Here is a 15,745-nt window from a genome sequence, read left to right on the forward strand (position 1 = left end):
GAGCCGAATCAGCTACTGAATATAGTAGAAACGGTTTAAAACTTTAACGATTTTGTTGATAACGCGGCCGTACTTTTATCTGTAAAAAAAGTACTTTTGCGCTGTTATGTGGCCGAACCTTTAGGGCAGACCCAGAATAACCACCAAAACATTCAAATTTTTGAAAATTAAACAGTAAAGTATCCTTGAAAGCGGTAATCAAAATCGAGGATTCATCCCACAATTCCTAACATAAAAAAAATGAGCAGTACCAAAAAAGCCACGTCGGCCTTAATTTCCGTATTTCATAAAGATGGATTGGAACCCATCGTTAAAAAATTCGCAGAACTCGGCATTACCATCTATTCTACAGGAGGTACTGAAACATTTATCAAGAATTTGGGTATCAACGTTATTCCGGTCGAAGAAGTTACCAGTTATCCCTCCATTTTGGGAGGAAGGGTAAAAACGCTTCATCCCAAGGTTTTTGGAGGCATTTTGAATCGTCAGGACAATGAAAGTGACGTTGCCCAATTGGAAGAATTTCAAATTCCACAATTAGATATCGTTATCGTTGACCTATACCCATTTGAAAAAACAGTCGCCAGTGGTGCTTCGGAACAAGATATCATTGAAAAAATAGATATCGGTGGTATTTCATTGATTCGCGCAGCGGCAAAGAATTTCAAAGATGTTCTTTGTGTCAGTTCAATGGAAGATTACGGTGATTTCTTAAATGTGATTTCTTCGGATGGTGGAAACACCACTCTAGAAGACCGTAAGCGCTTTGCCGCGAAAGCATTCAACGTTTCTTCCCACTACGATACGGCCATTTTCAATTATTTCAACAAAGACAATCAAGAGACCGTTCTTAAGATTAGTGAAACTACCGGACAAGTACTGCGCTATGGTGAAAACCCTCATCAGAAAGGTTTCTTTTTCGGTGATTTCGATGCCATATTCACCAAATTACATGGTAAAGAACTCTCCTATAATAATTTGCTCGATGTCGATGCGGCGGTAAACCTGATAAACGAATTCAAGAATGACGACCCTACTTTTGCCATTCTAAAACATAACAACGCTTGTGGATTGGCCACGAGGGACACAATTCATTCCGCCTACGTCGATGCCTTGGCAGGAGACCCGGTTTCGGCATTTGGCGGTATACTTATCAGCAATGTTGAAATTGACAAAGCCACTGCCGACGAAATTCACAATTTGTTCTGCGAGGTAGTGATCGCACCAAGTTATTCAGAAGAAGCTTTGCAAGTGTTAAAGGGTAAGAAAAACCGTATCATACTTATATTAAATGAAATCGAACTGCCTGATACCATAGTCAGATCATGCTTGAATGGCGTCTTGGTCCAAGAAAAAGACTCAAAGACCGATGCTTTGGCCGATTTACAATATGTAACAAACAAACAGCCTTCAAAAAGCGAAATTGAAGACCTTATTTTTGCTTCGAAATTGTGTAAACATACAAAAAGCAACACCATCGTCTTGGCAAAAAACAAACAATTGTGCGCAAGTGGCACTGGACAAACTTCCCGTGTAGATGCCCTAAATCAAGCAATTCACAAGGCAGCATCTTTTAAATTTGACTTGAATGGAGCCGTTATGGCAAGTGATGCTTTCTTTCCTTTTCCAGATTGTGTTGAGATAGCCAATAAAAGTGGTATTACCAGCGTTATACAACCCGGTGGGTCTATTAAAGATCAATTGAGCGTTGATTATTGCAATGAAAATGACGTTGCCATGGTAATGACAGGCACACGTCATTTTAAGCATTAATTTTACTACTTTTGTCGATGAAAATACACCCCTTTCAAGCTACTAACATAACCAAACGATAAAAAATGGGATTTTTTGATTTCTTGACAGAGGAAATCGCCATCGATTTAGGTACGGCGAACACCCTGATTATTCATATGGACAAAGTCGTGGTCGATAGTCCATCTATTGTTGCCAGAGATAGAATCTCAGGTAAAATAATCGCCGTTGGCAAGGAGGCCAATATGATGCAAGGAAAGACCCACGAAAACATCAAGACCATACGTCCATTGAAAGATGGTGTAATCGCAGACTTTGACGCATCGGAAAAAATGCTGATGATGTTCATTAAGAATATCCCAGCTTTGAAGAAAAAGTGGTTCCCTCCGGCTTTAAGATTGGTTATTTGTATTCCTTCGGGAATTACCGAAGTAGAGATGCGTGCGGTAAAAGAATCGGCCGAACGTGTCAACGGCAAAGAGGTTTATCTAATTCACGAACCCATGGCAGCAGCCATCGGTATCGGATTGGACATCATGCAACCCAAAGGAAACATGATTGTTGATATAGGTGGTGGTACCACAGAAATTGCCGTGATTGCCTTGGGGGGTATTGTATGTGATAAATCCGTCAAAATTGCAGGTGATGTGTTCACCAACGATATTATTTATTATATGCGTACCCAGCATAATTTATATGTTGGTGAAGCTACGGCGGAAAGTATCAAAATTGAGATAGGTTCTGCTACCGAAGACCTACAGACCCCCCCTGATGAAAAATCGGTTCAAGGTAGAGATTTGCTAACGGGAAAGCCAAAGCAAGTTCAAATTTCGTACAGGGAAATTGCCAAAGCATTGGACAAATCGATTTTAAGGGTAGAAGATGCCGTTATGGAAACGCTATCTCAAACACCGCCTGAATTAGCGGCCGATATTTATAATACGGGCATTTACCTTGCGGGGGGAGGATCAATGCTTCGCGGACTTGATAGAAGATTGTCACAAAAAACAGATCTACCCGTTTATATCGCAGAAGATCCTTTGCGCGCAGTAGTACGAGGAACCGGTATCGCTTTAAAAAATCTAGAACGCTACAAAAGTATTCTTATCAAGTAAGCTTTTATAGTAGTTGATAGAATTTTTATTATTCAGGCTTGTCGTTGTTCTGCGAATGAAGGTGCTTTCACAGCTCACACAAAAACAATATAGTGAATGCAACAGATTATAAATTTTGTATTACGGTATAAGAGTTTTCTGCTCTACTTCCATTTACTGATCATAGCCTTGGCATTCACCGTGCAATCACATTCGTACCACCAAGCACGGTTTTTTAATTCTTCCAATTGGGTTACAGGCAGTATTTATGAAACTTCCCATGGTATTTCTTCTTATTTTGGACTTAGTGAGGAAAATAAGAAATTAGTCAACGAGAACAAGCGATTACAAACTTTACTTTTCAATAGTAAAACCTCTGATTCCATAGCACTTGACTCCACCATCAACTATACTGTAGTCGACGCCAGGGTCATCAAAAACAGCTTTACCAATCAACGAAACTACATCACCATAAATAAGGGAGAAAGTGACAGTATCAAGCAAGACATGGGGGTTATTACTTCAGAAGGTATTCTTGGCATAGTTGAGAATACTTCTGAAAATTTTGCAACTGTTCAGAGTATTTTAAACGAAAAATCAACTATCAATGCCAAAATTAAGAATAGTAATCACTTTGGTTCACTGATATGGGACACCAAGATGTACAATGTGGTACAATTGATCGATATTCCAAGATTTGTACAGCTTAACGTTGGCGACACTATCGTCACAGGCGCAATGAGTAGCATTTTTCCTGAAAATGTACCTATAGGTACCATAAAAAAATTCAATCTCGATACGGCCAAGAGCTTTTATAGTATTGATGTAGATCTTTTCAATGATATGACAAATATTAAAAATGTCTACATCGTCAACAATGTATACAAATCTGAAATTGAGCAACTAGAGGCCAAGACCATAAACAATGATCAGTAATTATTACTTTTTAAATATCATTCGCTTTACCCTGCTGGTACTGGTACAGGTACTGGTCTTTAATAGGCTTAATTTCTTCGGGTATATCAACCCTATGGTCTACATTCTTTTTTTATACTGGTATCCAATCAAAGAAAACCGATCTGCTTTTATAGCTCTCAGTTTTCTTCTCGGGCTTTCTATCGATTTTTTTTCCGACACCCTAGCTTTGAACGCAGCATCAACGGTGACCATTGCCTATGTGCGCCCGACGATAATGCGATTTGTCTTTGGGGTCAATTTCGAATTTCAAAGTTTTAAACTAAGTAGCACTACTAAAGCACAACAAATCACATTTTTGGCGTTACTAATAATAGTACATCATCTTGTTTTCTTCTCCCTAGAGATTTTTAGTTTGGAAAACTTTCTATTAGTTTTGAAAAAGACAGTCTCTATTGGTTTAGCGACATTGATACTATGTTTGTTGTTTGGATCGTTATTCAGTGCTAGTAAAGAATGAAAAGAGTTTTACTTTCTTCGATAATAATAATTATAGGAATTACCTTTATCAGCAGGTTATCATACCTTCAGATATTCAGTTTTTCCCCTAATGAAGTATTGGAAGATCCTGCCATCAAGCGGGTCTATGATTATCCAGAACGTGGTTATATTTATGACAGGAACGGCAAATTGTTGGTAGCAAACCAACCTGCCTACGATGTGATGGTTATTCCGAGAGAAGTAAGGGCCTTAGACACTTTGGAATTCTGCGGCCTATTGGGCATTGAAAAGGAGAAATTTATCAAGAGCCTAAACAAAGCTCGTATTTATTCCCCCAGACTACCTTCAGTTTTGGTTCCTCAGCTTTCGAAGGAAGATTATGCCAAACTTCAAGAAAAAATGCGGCATTATCAGGGCTTTTACATTCAGAAGCGCTCTTTACGTGATTATGATACCTTTAGTGCTGCAAATGTTTTAGGCTATATCAGTGAAGTAAACGAACGTGATTTGGCTAAAAATCCATTTTACATACAAGGGGAATTAACCGGCCGTTCAGGCGTGGAAAAACAATATGAAGATATTCTACGAGGGAGAAAGGGTGTGCAATATATTCAAAAAGACCGTTTCAATAGGGATATAGGTCCATACAAGGACCAAATTATGGATACTTTGCCCGAACAAGGCAAAGAAATAAGTATAACCATAGATAAAGACCTTCAAGAATACGGTGAGCGATTGATGCATGGCAAACATGGTGGTATCGTTGCCATAGAGCCTTCTTCGGGCGAAATACTTTCCATGATTTCAGGGCCGACTTATGACCCAGCGCTTTTAGTGGGCCGAGAAAGGTCGAAAAATTATAGTGCACTTCATTATGACACTATAGCCAAGCCCTTATTTGACCGTTCCATCTCTTTTGAAAAGGAACCAGGGTCTCCTTTCAAGACATTGAACGCGCTAGTAGCCTTGCAAGAAGGGGTAATTACCCCTGAAACATCCATTCGGTGTTATAATGGCTTTTATATTGGCAGAAAAAAAAGAGGCTGTCACTGTGGTGGCGGACTTAGGGATTTGAATAGTGGCATTTACAACTCGTGTAACGCCTATTTTGCCGGGGTCTTTCAAAAAATGTTTAGCAAGTACCCCACTTCTGACGAGAGTATGGATGTTTGGGAAAAACATATGAGAAGTTTTGGCCTTGGAGGCTATTTGGGTTCTGATATTTATACAGGACGCCCTGGAAGAGTTCCTAACAAAGAGTTATATGACAAATGGTATGGCGATAACCGATGGTCATGGTCTTACATCTATTCCAATGCCATAGGTCAAGGTGAAATTGCCGTAACACCACTTCAGCTAGCCAATATGACTGCCGCCATAGCAAACCGAGGTCATTACTACATCCCTCATATTTTAAAGAAAATCGAAGGCGAAGATATCAAGGATTCAAAATTTACAGAACCGCAACATACCACTATTGACAAAAAGCACTTCGACCCAGTAGTTCAAGGCATGGCCGATGTTTACAATAAAGGAACTGCTCGATGGGTTAAAATACCCGATATTGCCATTGCTGGAAAAACAGGTACCGTTGAAAATTTTACCAAAATAGACGGAGTGAAGACCCAATTGACCGACAACTCAGTTTTTGTGGCCTTTGCCCCAGTTGATAATCCGAAAATTGCCATTGCAGTCTATATAGAAAACGGCTACTATGGCTCTAGATATGCCGGACACATTGCTTCCTTAATGATTGAAAAATATATCAAAGGCTTTATTACACGTAAGGATCTCGAAAAAAAGATGCTAGAGAAGACTTTGGAGCATGAATATGCCAAGCCTTATAGCGGAAAAGAGTTTAAGATCAACGAGTATGTCTGGTAAAAGTATTTTACGACGAATCGATTGGCTTACCGTACTTTTCTATTTGCTATTGATATTAATCGGGTGGGTCAATATTTATTCAAGCACATTTACAGAAGCAGAACCCTCGATTTTTAATTTTGGCACATTACATGGCAAACAACTGTTCTTTATTGGGGTCAGCCTATTGACCATTATTATAGTATTGGCTTTAGAGGCCAGTTTTTATGAACGCTTTGCCAGCGTTTTCTACGTTATTGCCATGATACTGCTCTTAGGATTGTTTGTTTTTGGTAAGACCGTGGCGGGTGCCACCTCTTGGTACGACTTGGGCTTCTTTAACTTGCAACCAACCGAATTGGCAAAGGTTGCTACGGCTTTGGCCCTTGCGAAATACTTAAGCGATATACAAACTGACATTAAGCGTCGTAAGGATCAGCTGTATGCATTTTTAATTTTATTCATACCGGCGCTATTGATAATTCCACAACCCGATCCTGGAAGTGCCTTGGTGTTTTTCTCATTGACTTTTGTAATTTTCAGGGAGGGCTTACCGCTTTACTATCTAGGTATTGTATTTATTGCTATCCTGGTATTCGCAACAACTTTGATGTTCGGTACCATATGGGTCGTTATTGCATTAGCCTTAATGGTCATCTTATTCTTCTTGTTAAAGAAGAAAAGGTTTAGGGTTCCTATTATACCATTGGCCTCTGCTATAATCATCATGATACTGTTTTCCCTTTCCGTTAATTTTGTTTTCAATAATGTATTCGAACAGCGCCATAGAGACCGGTTCAGTTTATGGCTTCGCTTGGAAAAGGATCCAAAAAAATTAGAACAAATACGCAAAACAATAGGCTACAATACCTATCAATCTGAAAAAGCCATTGAATCCGGTGGTTTTTTTGGCAAAGGATTTTTGGAAGGAACTCGAACCAAAGGTGATTTCGTACCGGAACAACATTCAGATTATATCTTTACTACCGTAGGTGAAGAATGGGGTTTTGTCGGCACTACAAGTGTTGTTCTACTTTTCACGCTCTTGTTATTGCGGCTTGTTTATTTGGCCGAACGTCAAAAGACAGATTTTGCGCGTATGTATGGTTATGGTGTCATTTCTATTCTATTGATTCATTACTTTATAAATATCGGAATGGTTATCGGCCTGTTACCCACTATTGGTATTCCGTTACCTTTATTCAGCTATGGTGGATCAGGTATGATTTTCTTCACCATACTTATCTTTATCCTTTTAAAGTTAGATGCCAATAGGCTAAAGGAAGGAGTCTAACTTCTCGAAGTTTAAAATTGCCAACATTGTTTTATGATGTACCATCCAAGGTTCTCAAGATATGACAACTACTAAAAACGCCACCCTTCCAAATTCACACTTCTTTCAAGTTCAGTTGTTATCTCAATAGGAAGCTTTTCAAAAAAATCGATTCCCGTCATTTTTTCAATTTTATCAATAGGAACGGTAAATTCCCGAATCGGTTTAGAACTCGATCGGCCTGGCATCAAAAAAGCTATCGCTTGCAACCTGGTATTTTCTTCTTTTACTATAATTTTATAATAATAATTAGGCACATCCACATCTTCCTCCCCGATTTGTTTCAGCCCAGCTTCCAATACCCCACCAGTCACCACGAACAAACTACCATACCTTTTGGCCCACTGACGTACCTGCATCTCCAAACGGTTCCATATACCAGCATTAAAATCTCGGTTTTGCGGACTAACATTACTAGTATAAAATGTTTCGTTATAGGCCTGCTCTGAAAACCTTCGATCACCGGCAGGACATAAATGTCCCCTATCATAACCAGAACCTCTGTAGTTCCGCCAATCCGCCGACTTAGTTTTCACCTTAGGATCCTCTATGAAATAAGGGCGTTTACGGTCGTCGTTGGTCAAATGTTCTTTCTTAAGTTCGTAAGCCACCCATTCTGCTTGCTCAAATGGCTCGTTATACGATAAGGCATAATAATTGTGAACAATAATGTCACCAGTGGTCGAACTAGGCAACATCGTTGGCGACATTTGCGATTTAATGTCACTTTCAGCCCCTATTGAATAGGTGGCCGGGGTATAGAAATTTTCAAAAAACCAAAACCCTACCACACAAATGAGCAATAATACCGTGAATATCGCTCTGTTTTTTTTTCTTGATTTTGCGCCTACCATGCGTCAAATTTAACTTAAATTAGTGGTATTGAAGCTTCAAAGATTTGTAAGGTCTAAACAAAAAAACCGACTAAATCCGGGAGTGTTTCTCGCAGTGTTAATGTGGGAAATTTAAAAAATAAATCTATTATAACTGAAAGGAAACAAATAATGCTTACTTGGAATGATATAATCCATTTTGCCGTTAAAGGAAATCCTGAACCTGAACGGAGACTAGAAAAAACAGAAGCCCAATGGCGGGTTCTTTTAACTCCTGAACAGTTTAGGGTTACTCGTAAAAAGGGAACCGAAGCCCCACATACCGGTGCGCTTTGTAGTATTCACGAAGCGGGCAAGTATAATTGTGTCTGCTGCAATACACCTTTGTTCGATTCGACGATTAAATTTGAATCGGGCACTGGATGGCCCAGTTTCACGCAACCGATAACGGAAAGTGCGATAAAATATGAAAAAGACACGGCCTTTGGCATGGTACGGGTCGAAGTTATGTGCAACACCTGTGATGCGCATTTAGGCCATGTATTTCCTGATGGACCAGAACCTAGTGGTTTGCGATACTGTATTAATTCTGCTTCAATGCAACTACAAAAAGAGAAAACAACAAATGAAGGATAAAAAAATGGAAATAGCTACAATCGGTGGTGGTTGCTTTTGGTGTATGGAAGCCGTTTTTCAGGAAATCAAAGGTGTTGAAAAAATAGTATCGGGCTATACTGGAGGTTCAGCTCCCGGAAAACCGACCTATAGAGAGGTTTGCTCTGGTCTCACAGGCCATGCCGAAGTGGTACAATTGACCTTTGACCCAACAGTCATTTCGTATGAAGATATACTCCTCATCTTTATGACAAGTCATGACCCGACCACCTTGAATCGTCAAGGTGCCGATGCAGGTACACAATATCGATCTGTAATCTACTATCACGATGATTCCCAAAAAGAATCTGCAGTAGCAATGACGAAAAAAGTGGCGCCTTATTATGAAAACCCCGTGGTGACCGAGGTAAGTCCGTTGGAAACGTTTTACGAAGCCGAAGACTATCACCAAGATTATTACAGAAACAACACCGCGCAGGGGTATTGCAGTGCTGTAATCACTCCGAAATTAGCCAAATTACGTAAGATGCACGCCGACAAACTAAAAGGAGTTTCTGCCTCATAGTACCTGCGTTATAGACTTTATTTTTAGCGGAGCTAGTGGTTGAAAGAGCTCATTACCAACACGACGAGTCACCGACCATTATTATCAGTGTGCTTTCTCAATGGAATCTTTCAATAATCATAGTAAGACACTTATGAGATGAGTAATACGACAACCTACGGCATCAGCGGCAATAAAGCTCCCCGGTTTTTAGTAAATCAATGGATCAATGGTAACGGGAAGACCACCGCACCATTTGAACTTTCTGATTTTAACGGAAAGTTCAAAGTTGTTTATTGCTTTCAAAGTTGGTGTCGTGGGTGTCACAGTTGGGGCTTTCCTGCGTTACAACAAATGACCAAAGCTTTAAAAAACAAACAAGACATTGTTTTTTTAGCCATACAAACCGTATTCGAGGGACATGGGGAGAATACCTATGAAAAACTAGTGGAAACTCAAAAAAAATACAATTTAAAGATTCCTTTTGGGCATGACCCTGGCGACGAAAATTCGCATAACCGGTCTAAGGTCATGTACCATTACAGAACAGGAGGTACACCATGGTTCATTCTCATCGATAAAAAAAATAATGTAGTGTTCAATGATTTTCATTTAAATATCGATAAGACCATCGAGTTTTTAAACACTATACAGTAAACGGGCATTCCCCCTAAAACAAATGATATGAAACAAAAAAACACGGCGACCGAAACTTCGGGTTCAGAAATTATACATGACAAAGAAAACAAGCGGTTTTCAATGAAGATAAATGATCAAACCGCCAAAGTCGATTACTCCCTTCGAAATGAAAAGATGTATTTAGTGTATTCGGAAGTACCCTATAATTTAAGAGGACAGGGTATTGGCAAAGTATTGGTTGAAAAAACCTTTGAAAAATTGACCGAAGAAGGTTATACGGCAGTAGCCGTGTGTTCTTACATTAAAGCAGTAGCCAAAAGAAGTTCAAAATGGAACACAATCATCGAATACAACTAATTATATGTTGTCATAATCTATACCTGAATTAAAGTTGTTCCCTATTAAAAAAGAGCTAATTCGTCACGATGTTAAATAGAATAAAAGCCTTATCCATAGGATATTCGGAGGTAGTTTACCAAGGTCAAAGATATGGCGTAACACGTACCGATTTCAATGAAGGAAAGAGTCATAAAATTTATGCCGAAGAATTGGGAGGGACAAATTTTATTAGTCTGAACTACTACGTAACAAGTTCGTCCCAGAAAATGAAACCTTGTGAGATGCCCATGCAAAAAGTCATTGATTTTTTAAATGAGTACCAAAGCTCAACCTAATGTACAAAGTAGCTGAGTCATTACATAAAATAGCATTTGGCGGAGGTTGCCACTGGTGTACCGAAGCGGTTTTTCAATCATTGAAAGGCGTTGAAAAGGTTGAACAGGGTTTTATTGCATCTACCGGAATAAACGACACCTTTTCTGAAGCGGTAATTGTTCATTTTGAAGCAGCCTTTATTTCTCAGAAAGTTCTGATTGAAATTCACTTGCACACCCACAACAGTACATCTTATCATTCAATGCGCCACAAGTATCGGTCCGCCATATATACCTACTCAAAGAAACAGGCGATCGAATCCCGACAATGTCTTGTAGACCTCCAATCTGAATTTGATAATCGATTAATAACCAAAGTGTATCCATTTGCCAAATTCAAACCTTCTGAAGAACGATTTATCAATTATTATGGCAAAAACCCTTCCAAGCCTTTTTGTAAAAACCATATCGACCCTAAACTGCGCCTATTATTGTCTCGGTTCGCCGAACAGGTTAATGTTAAAAATTGAGTGAAGCTATCAAGCCATACTGCATGCGGTTACCTTTGATTAAAACTGGTAAAAATAGCCGATTCTAGAACGGAAAAAAATAAGGAATAATAAAGGAGGCGGCTATCCAACTAACAATATTTAACGGAGTTCCAAATTTCAAGAAATCATTGAACTTATAGTTGCCAGGGGCATATACCATCGTATTGGTAGGATAGCTCATCGGCGTCATAAAAGTCAAAGAACAGGCAAACATCACGGCTACTAAAAAAGGACGCTCGCTTATCTCCATGGCAGAGGCTAAACCAATGACCACGGGAGTCATCAATGCCGCGGTCGCCTTACTTGAAATAAGATTCGTAGAAATAAATGTAATCAGATATATCAAGCTCAAAGTAATACGTGCATCATAATCACCTAGGGTAGACTCTATGAATTGGGCGATTAACTTCGCACCCCCTGTTTTTTCAAGGGCCGCTCCCATTGAGAGCACGCCTGCCATCATAAATATCACCTTCCATTCTACAGCATTATAAGCCTCGGAGGGCTTCAATGTTCTAGTCAACACCATTAACAATGCCCCTACCATTGCACTGATCAATATTGTAGTTATGTTAAACGCCGCCACAAGAACCACCCCCACAGCAATCAAAATCGCCGGAATCGCCTTCCGATAATTGGTCGTTTTTTGAGCATACTCAGAAAGCGTGACCAAAAGCTTTTCAGATTCCAAACGGTCGACCTGTTCCTTTTTTCCCAAGACCAATAGCATATCACCTTCTTTAAGCGCTACTTTAGCCAGTTTATCTAAAATAATTTCATTTCGATGTCGTATGGCCAATACTGAGACCCCATAATTCTGACTAAACTTTAATGATTTTAACGAATTTTGCGCTAAAGTAGAGCCAAACGGAATTATCACTTCATAGAGTTGATAATGCAAATCATGATTTTGGTCAATTTTCATCCGTTTATCACCCTTAATTTTATATCCTGGTAAATCTAAAAGCGTATTAAATGTAACAGGAGGCACTATTACTTTGAGAATATCACCTTTTAATATTAAAGTTTCAGGCCCCACGGAATGTATAAGGTTTTCATTTCGTAAGATTGAAAGAATACGCACACCATAATCCTTGACCAGTTTTGAGTCAACTACACGCCTATTACAATCCGGGGATTTCTCTTCTATGGTAAGTTCGGTGATGTATTCTTCAGCCTTCTTGGTCAGCTCCATATTATTTTTACCCTTAGGAAGTAAAAATGGTCCAACCAAAAAAATATAGGCAAATCCAATAAGCAACAAGCAGAAAGCGGCTCCTGAGAATTCGAACATTCCAAATTCTTCAAATCCATATTTTTTCGCATAACTACTAACTAAAATATTTGTTGATGTACCAATAAGTGTGCAAGTTCCCCCAAAAAGTGCAGCAAAAGAAATGGGCATCAATAATTTTCCTGGGCTTATATTGGTTTCCCTACAAACGGTAAGGGCAATTGGCAACAACAATGCAACTACCGCAGTATCATTTATGAAAGCTGAAAAAACGCCTGAAATAGTACAAAACACAATTAGGGCAATCAGGTAGTTGATTTTGGCCAGTTTTATAATCTTATGGCTCAATCCATCTAAAATCCCTGACCTGAATACACCCCCACTAACAACAAATATACACCCCAAAGTTAAAGTCGCAGGATGGTTGAAACCAGAAAAACCTTCTTCAGGATTAAGCACCCCCGCCACTATAAAGAGTGCCATAATCAGAATGGAGGTGGTATCAATTGAAAAATAGTCTTTTACAAATAAAAATACCCCTACCCCAATAATACAAAAGGTAAGAATCAGATCGATACTCATAAAGCGCCCTATTTAGAAACAAGGTTCATTGACTTAGAACCTGGTTTAATTTTACCTAAATATAATAGAATGTAAGTTTAATATGACATAAGTTACCTTATTTAAAACCACACGAAATAATTACAAAATAACATTCAACAGCTGATAATGGCTGTTGGCCATATCGGATTCGTTTGAATATCAATCACACTGCATCTCAAGCCCATACCCACTGTTCGACTTTTTTCTAAAAAAAGACCCCGACATATATGCCGGGGCCAAGATTTTTAAAAAAAGTGCTCAGTCTATCCCTTTACGCTGGCCAATTTACTATTCTTGATGTTATTCACCTTCAAGTCTTGTAACACATTAACCGCCTCTTCAACATAAACATCTTTGGCCAAGTTTTTGTGCCATCGATCTCTTTTCTCACGCAAGACAGAATCTTGCGTAAAAAGTTCTTTTTCATATTTCAAAGAGGTAAAGTTTAATTTTGAATCATAATCGGATAGTTTCTTGAAATAATCCGATTTTGCGCGATCCTTTTTATCTTCCCCTTTATAGACCTTGTAGTTTAAGGATATTTCGGTTTCATCTTGTTTCAATTTAATCCACTTGGCATTCTCTTCGATTAATTTGAATTGCGGATTGGCCGCCATGCGCTTTTTACTGTTCGCAATAGTCTGTTCGTAATCGATATAGCCATCCCATGGTTTATAATCGGCAGGTGTTATTTTGTCCCATTTTAAGGGGTTGTGCTGATCACGCTCCCCTAAATCGACATAACTGTATTTATCTGGAACCACTACATCACTTTTTACACCTTCCAACTGGGTAGAGCCACCGTTAATTCTATAAAACTTTTGAGTTGTCAATTTAATAGCCCCCAAATCACCATGGTCATTGGCATTCACAAGATTATCTAAAGGAATTACATTCTGAACAGTACCTTTTCCAAAGGTCTGCCTGCTTCCAATAACTACTGCCCTTTTATAATCTTGCATGGCTGCAGCTAAGATTTCAGAGGCCGAGGCGGAAAGTTCGTTTACTAAAATTACCAACGGACCGTCCCACTGAATACGCTCATCTTTATCGTCATATACGTCTTTACGTTTGCCATTTGAGCGTACTTGAACTATCGGGCCATCTTTTATAAAGAGTCCGGCCATTTCAACAACGGTCTTTAATGAACCGCCACCGTTATCCCGTAAATCCAATATAAGTCCCTCGGCACCTTCTTGTTTAAGACGTTCTACTTCTTTTGCTACGTCGGAAGCTGCATTGCGCTTGCTGTAATCGTCAAAGTCTACATAGAATTTGGGCAAATTTATCAGCCCGAATTTCTGGTCGTCTTTAATAACATTTGCTGATTTGGCATATGATTCTTCCAATTCCACAACATCCCTAGTCAAAGAAATCACTTCCATTGAGCCATCGACTTTACGCACCGTTAAATCAACAATTGTACCTTCAGGTCCTTTTATAAGTTTAATGGCATCCTCTAAACGCATGCCTACAATATTGATAGGTTCTTCCCCATCTTGACCTACTTTGGTGATTTCATCACCTACTTCTAAACGTTGGTCACGCCATACGGGACCTCCAGAAATAATCTCAACAATTTTAGCCCCTTCTGGTTTTTTCTGTAATCGAGCGCCAATACCTTCAAACTTGCCTGACATGCTCATATCGAACTTATCTTTATCATCTGGAGCAAAATAAAAAGTATGCGGATCGAACTCATCGACAATGGTATTGATATACTGAACGAACCAATCCTTACGCTCCAAATCCTTTACAAAATCAAAAAACTCATCCAAAGTCTTTCGTGTCGATTCACGGGAGGCTACCTCTGCTTCTTCAGGAGATAAGGGTTTTTCGGGCACTTCATGATCGGCCACGGGATTACCCTCAACGGTTGAGACGACCTCCCCAGTTTGGGTGGAAAATTTCGGCGTGGCTTCCCGTTTACGGGCGTTTATAGTCAATTTCCCATCATAAGTAGCCATCGTAGCATACTTCAATTGCTTCCTCCAACGCTCTTTTAAATCAGCTTTAGATTCAGCAAAAGGCACTTTTTCATAGTCTATATTAATAGTCTCATTAACATCATAATCAAAGGGAGTAGAAAGCACCTCTTTATAAATATCTTTTGCCTCTTCCATTCGCTTCATCAAGCGATCATAAACGATATTAAAAAATGTTATATCGGTATTCTTTATTTGATCATCAATCTGAAATTTATACTGCTCAAATTCTTGGATATCCGATTCAAGAAAATAACGCTTGGTCGGATCGATAATGTCTATAAAATCTTCGAAAATACTGACAGAAAAATCGTCGTTGATTTCTTTTGGTTCATAATGCCCTTTTTCGAGAACGTAGGTAATCAAATCCAATAGGAGTTTATCCTTATCGTCATTGTCAAAGGACTTATTGGTAAAGCTACAAGAGGCTACGGCTACAAGTATAAGCAATAAGGGGTAAGCAAAATTCCTTCTCATATAATCTATCATTAAAAGTTTTGCAATTTAAAAAGGGCGCAGGCCCATAAATCGCCAGTTCTATTCCTAAATATAACGAATTCCCTAAGTTACTGAAAAAACCATGCCACTCCTTTAACACAGGGCATTAATTTAATGTTAAAGCCAATCTTG

15 protein-coding genes are annotated in these 15,745 nt (G+C 39.1%); 12 read left to right on the top strand and 3 right to left on the bottom strand.

Annotated elements, in window-relative coordinates; genetic code table 11:
- The first annotated feature begins 240 nt into the window (after positions 1 to 240).
- The 6 genes from purH (at position 241) to rodA (ending at position 7,419) form a co-directional block, all read left to right on the top strand.
- A complete protein-coding gene (gene purH / locus AACZ88_RS04610) occupies positions 241 to 1,773 on the top strand; it encodes a bifunctional phosphoribosylaminoimidazolecarboxamide formyltransferase/IMP cyclohydrolase (RefSeq protein WP_339706887.1) in 1,533 nt (510 codons plus the stop codon).
- Positions 1,774 to 1,838: 65 nt separating this feature from the next.
- Positions 1,839 to 2,867 (top strand): rod shape-determining protein, encoded by a 1,029-nt coding sequence (locus AACZ88_RS04615; RefSeq protein WP_339706890.1) that lies wholly within the window; start codon positions 1,839 to 1,841, stop codon positions 2,865 to 2,867.
- Positions 2,868 to 2,963: 96 nt separating this feature from the next.
- A complete protein-coding gene (gene mreC, locus AACZ88_RS04620; RefSeq protein WP_339706893.1) occupies positions 2,964 to 3,782 on the top strand; it encodes a rod shape-determining protein MreC in 819 nt (272 codons plus the stop codon).
- Complete coding sequence (locus AACZ88_RS04625) at positions 3,772 to 4,281, top strand: rod shape-determining protein MreD (protein ID WP_339706896.1); 510 nt, start codon at positions 3,772 to 3,774, stop codon at positions 4,279 to 4,281. Before mreC ends, AACZ88_RS04625 begins: the two co-directional genes overlap by 11 nt.
- On the top strand, positions 4,278 to 6,146 hold the full coding sequence (locus AACZ88_RS04630; protein WP_339706899.1) for a penicillin-binding transpeptidase domain-containing protein: 1,869 nt from the start codon (positions 4,278 to 4,280) through the stop codon (positions 6,144 to 6,146). The genes AACZ88_RS04625 and AACZ88_RS04630 overlap by 4 nt, the downstream gene beginning before the upstream one ends.
- Positions 6,136 to 7,419, top strand: a complete 1,284-nt coding sequence (rodA, locus tag AACZ88_RS04635; RefSeq protein ID WP_339706902.1) for a rod shape-determining protein RodA — start codon at positions 6,136 to 6,138, stop codon at positions 7,417 to 7,419. Before AACZ88_RS04630 ends, rodA begins: the two co-directional genes overlap by 11 nt.
- A gap of 71 nt (positions 7,420 to 7,490) precedes the next feature.
- On the opposite strand, the gene AACZ88_RS04640 is transcribed toward rodA, so the two are convergent.
- The gene (locus tag AACZ88_RS04640) at positions 7,491 to 8,312 is read right to left on the bottom strand and encodes a DNA/RNA non-specific endonuclease (RefSeq protein ID WP_339706905.1); all 822 of its coding nucleotides are present in this window, start codon (positions 8,310 to 8,312) and stop codon (positions 7,491 to 7,493) included.
- Positions 8,313 to 8,462: 150 nt separating this feature from the next.
- Here AACZ88_RS04640 and msrB point away from each other — a divergent pair, with 150 nt between their 5' ends.
- The 6 genes from msrB to AACZ88_RS04670 all read left to right on the top strand — a co-directional run bounded on the left by msrB (position 8,463) and on the right by AACZ88_RS04670 (position 11,272).
- Positions 8,463 to 8,927 carry a peptide-methionine (R)-S-oxide reductase MsrB gene (gene msrB / locus AACZ88_RS04645; RefSeq protein WP_339706908.1) on the top strand — a complete coding sequence of 155 codons (465 nt, stop codon included), beginning with the start codon at positions 8,463 to 8,465 and terminating at the stop codon, positions 8,925 to 8,927.
- The gene (msrA, locus tag AACZ88_RS04650; RefSeq protein ID WP_339706910.1) at positions 8,917 to 9,471 is read left to right on the top strand and encodes a peptide-methionine (S)-S-oxide reductase MsrA; all 555 of its coding nucleotides are present in this window, start codon (positions 8,917 to 8,919) and stop codon (positions 9,469 to 9,471) included. Before msrB ends, msrA begins: the two co-directional genes overlap by 11 nt.
- Before the next feature lie 138 nt (positions 9,472 to 9,609).
- Positions 9,610 to 10,107 (top strand): redoxin domain-containing protein, encoded by a 498-nt coding sequence (locus AACZ88_RS04655; protein WP_339706912.1) that lies wholly within the window; start codon positions 9,610 to 9,612, stop codon positions 10,105 to 10,107.
- A gap of 27 nt (positions 10,108 to 10,134) precedes the next feature.
- Positions 10,135 to 10,446: a GNAT family N-acetyltransferase gene (locus AACZ88_RS04660; protein WP_339706915.1), complete on the top strand. Its 312-nt coding sequence runs from the start codon at positions 10,135 to 10,137 to the stop codon at positions 10,444 to 10,446.
- 68 nt (positions 10,447 to 10,514) lie between these two features.
- Positions 10,515 to 10,763 carry a peptide methionine sulfoxide reductase gene (locus AACZ88_RS04665; RefSeq protein WP_339706917.1) on the top strand — a complete coding sequence of 83 codons (249 nt, stop codon included), beginning with the start codon at positions 10,515 to 10,517 and terminating at the stop codon, positions 10,761 to 10,763.
- Positions 10,763 to 11,272 carry a peptide-methionine (S)-S-oxide reductase gene (locus tag AACZ88_RS04670; protein ID WP_339706920.1) on the top strand — a complete coding sequence of 170 codons (510 nt, stop codon included), beginning with the start codon at positions 10,763 to 10,765 and terminating at the stop codon, positions 11,270 to 11,272. Before AACZ88_RS04665 ends, AACZ88_RS04670 begins: the two co-directional genes overlap by 1 nt.
- Positions 11,273 to 11,336: 64 nt before the next feature.
- Here AACZ88_RS04670 and AACZ88_RS04675 read toward each other — a convergent pair whose 3' ends face one another.
- Together AACZ88_RS04675 and AACZ88_RS04680 are read right to left on the bottom strand one after the other, a co-directional pair.
- Positions 11,337 to 13,109, bottom strand: coding sequence for an SLC13 family permease (locus AACZ88_RS04675; protein WP_339706923.1), 1,773 nt, complete (start codon positions 13,107 to 13,109; stop codon positions 11,337 to 11,339).
- 284 nt (positions 13,110 to 13,393) lie between these two features.
- A complete protein-coding gene (locus AACZ88_RS04680; RefSeq protein ID WP_339706926.1) occupies positions 13,394 to 15,592 on the bottom strand; it encodes a carboxy terminal-processing peptidase in 2,199 nt (732 codons plus the stop codon).
- Positions 15,593 to 15,745: the final 153 nt, after the last annotated feature.

It is taken from the genome of uncultured Kriegella sp. (genome assembly GCF_963975415.1).
GTDB lineage: Bacteria > Bacteroidota > Bacteroidia > Flavobacteriales > Flavobacteriaceae > Kriegella.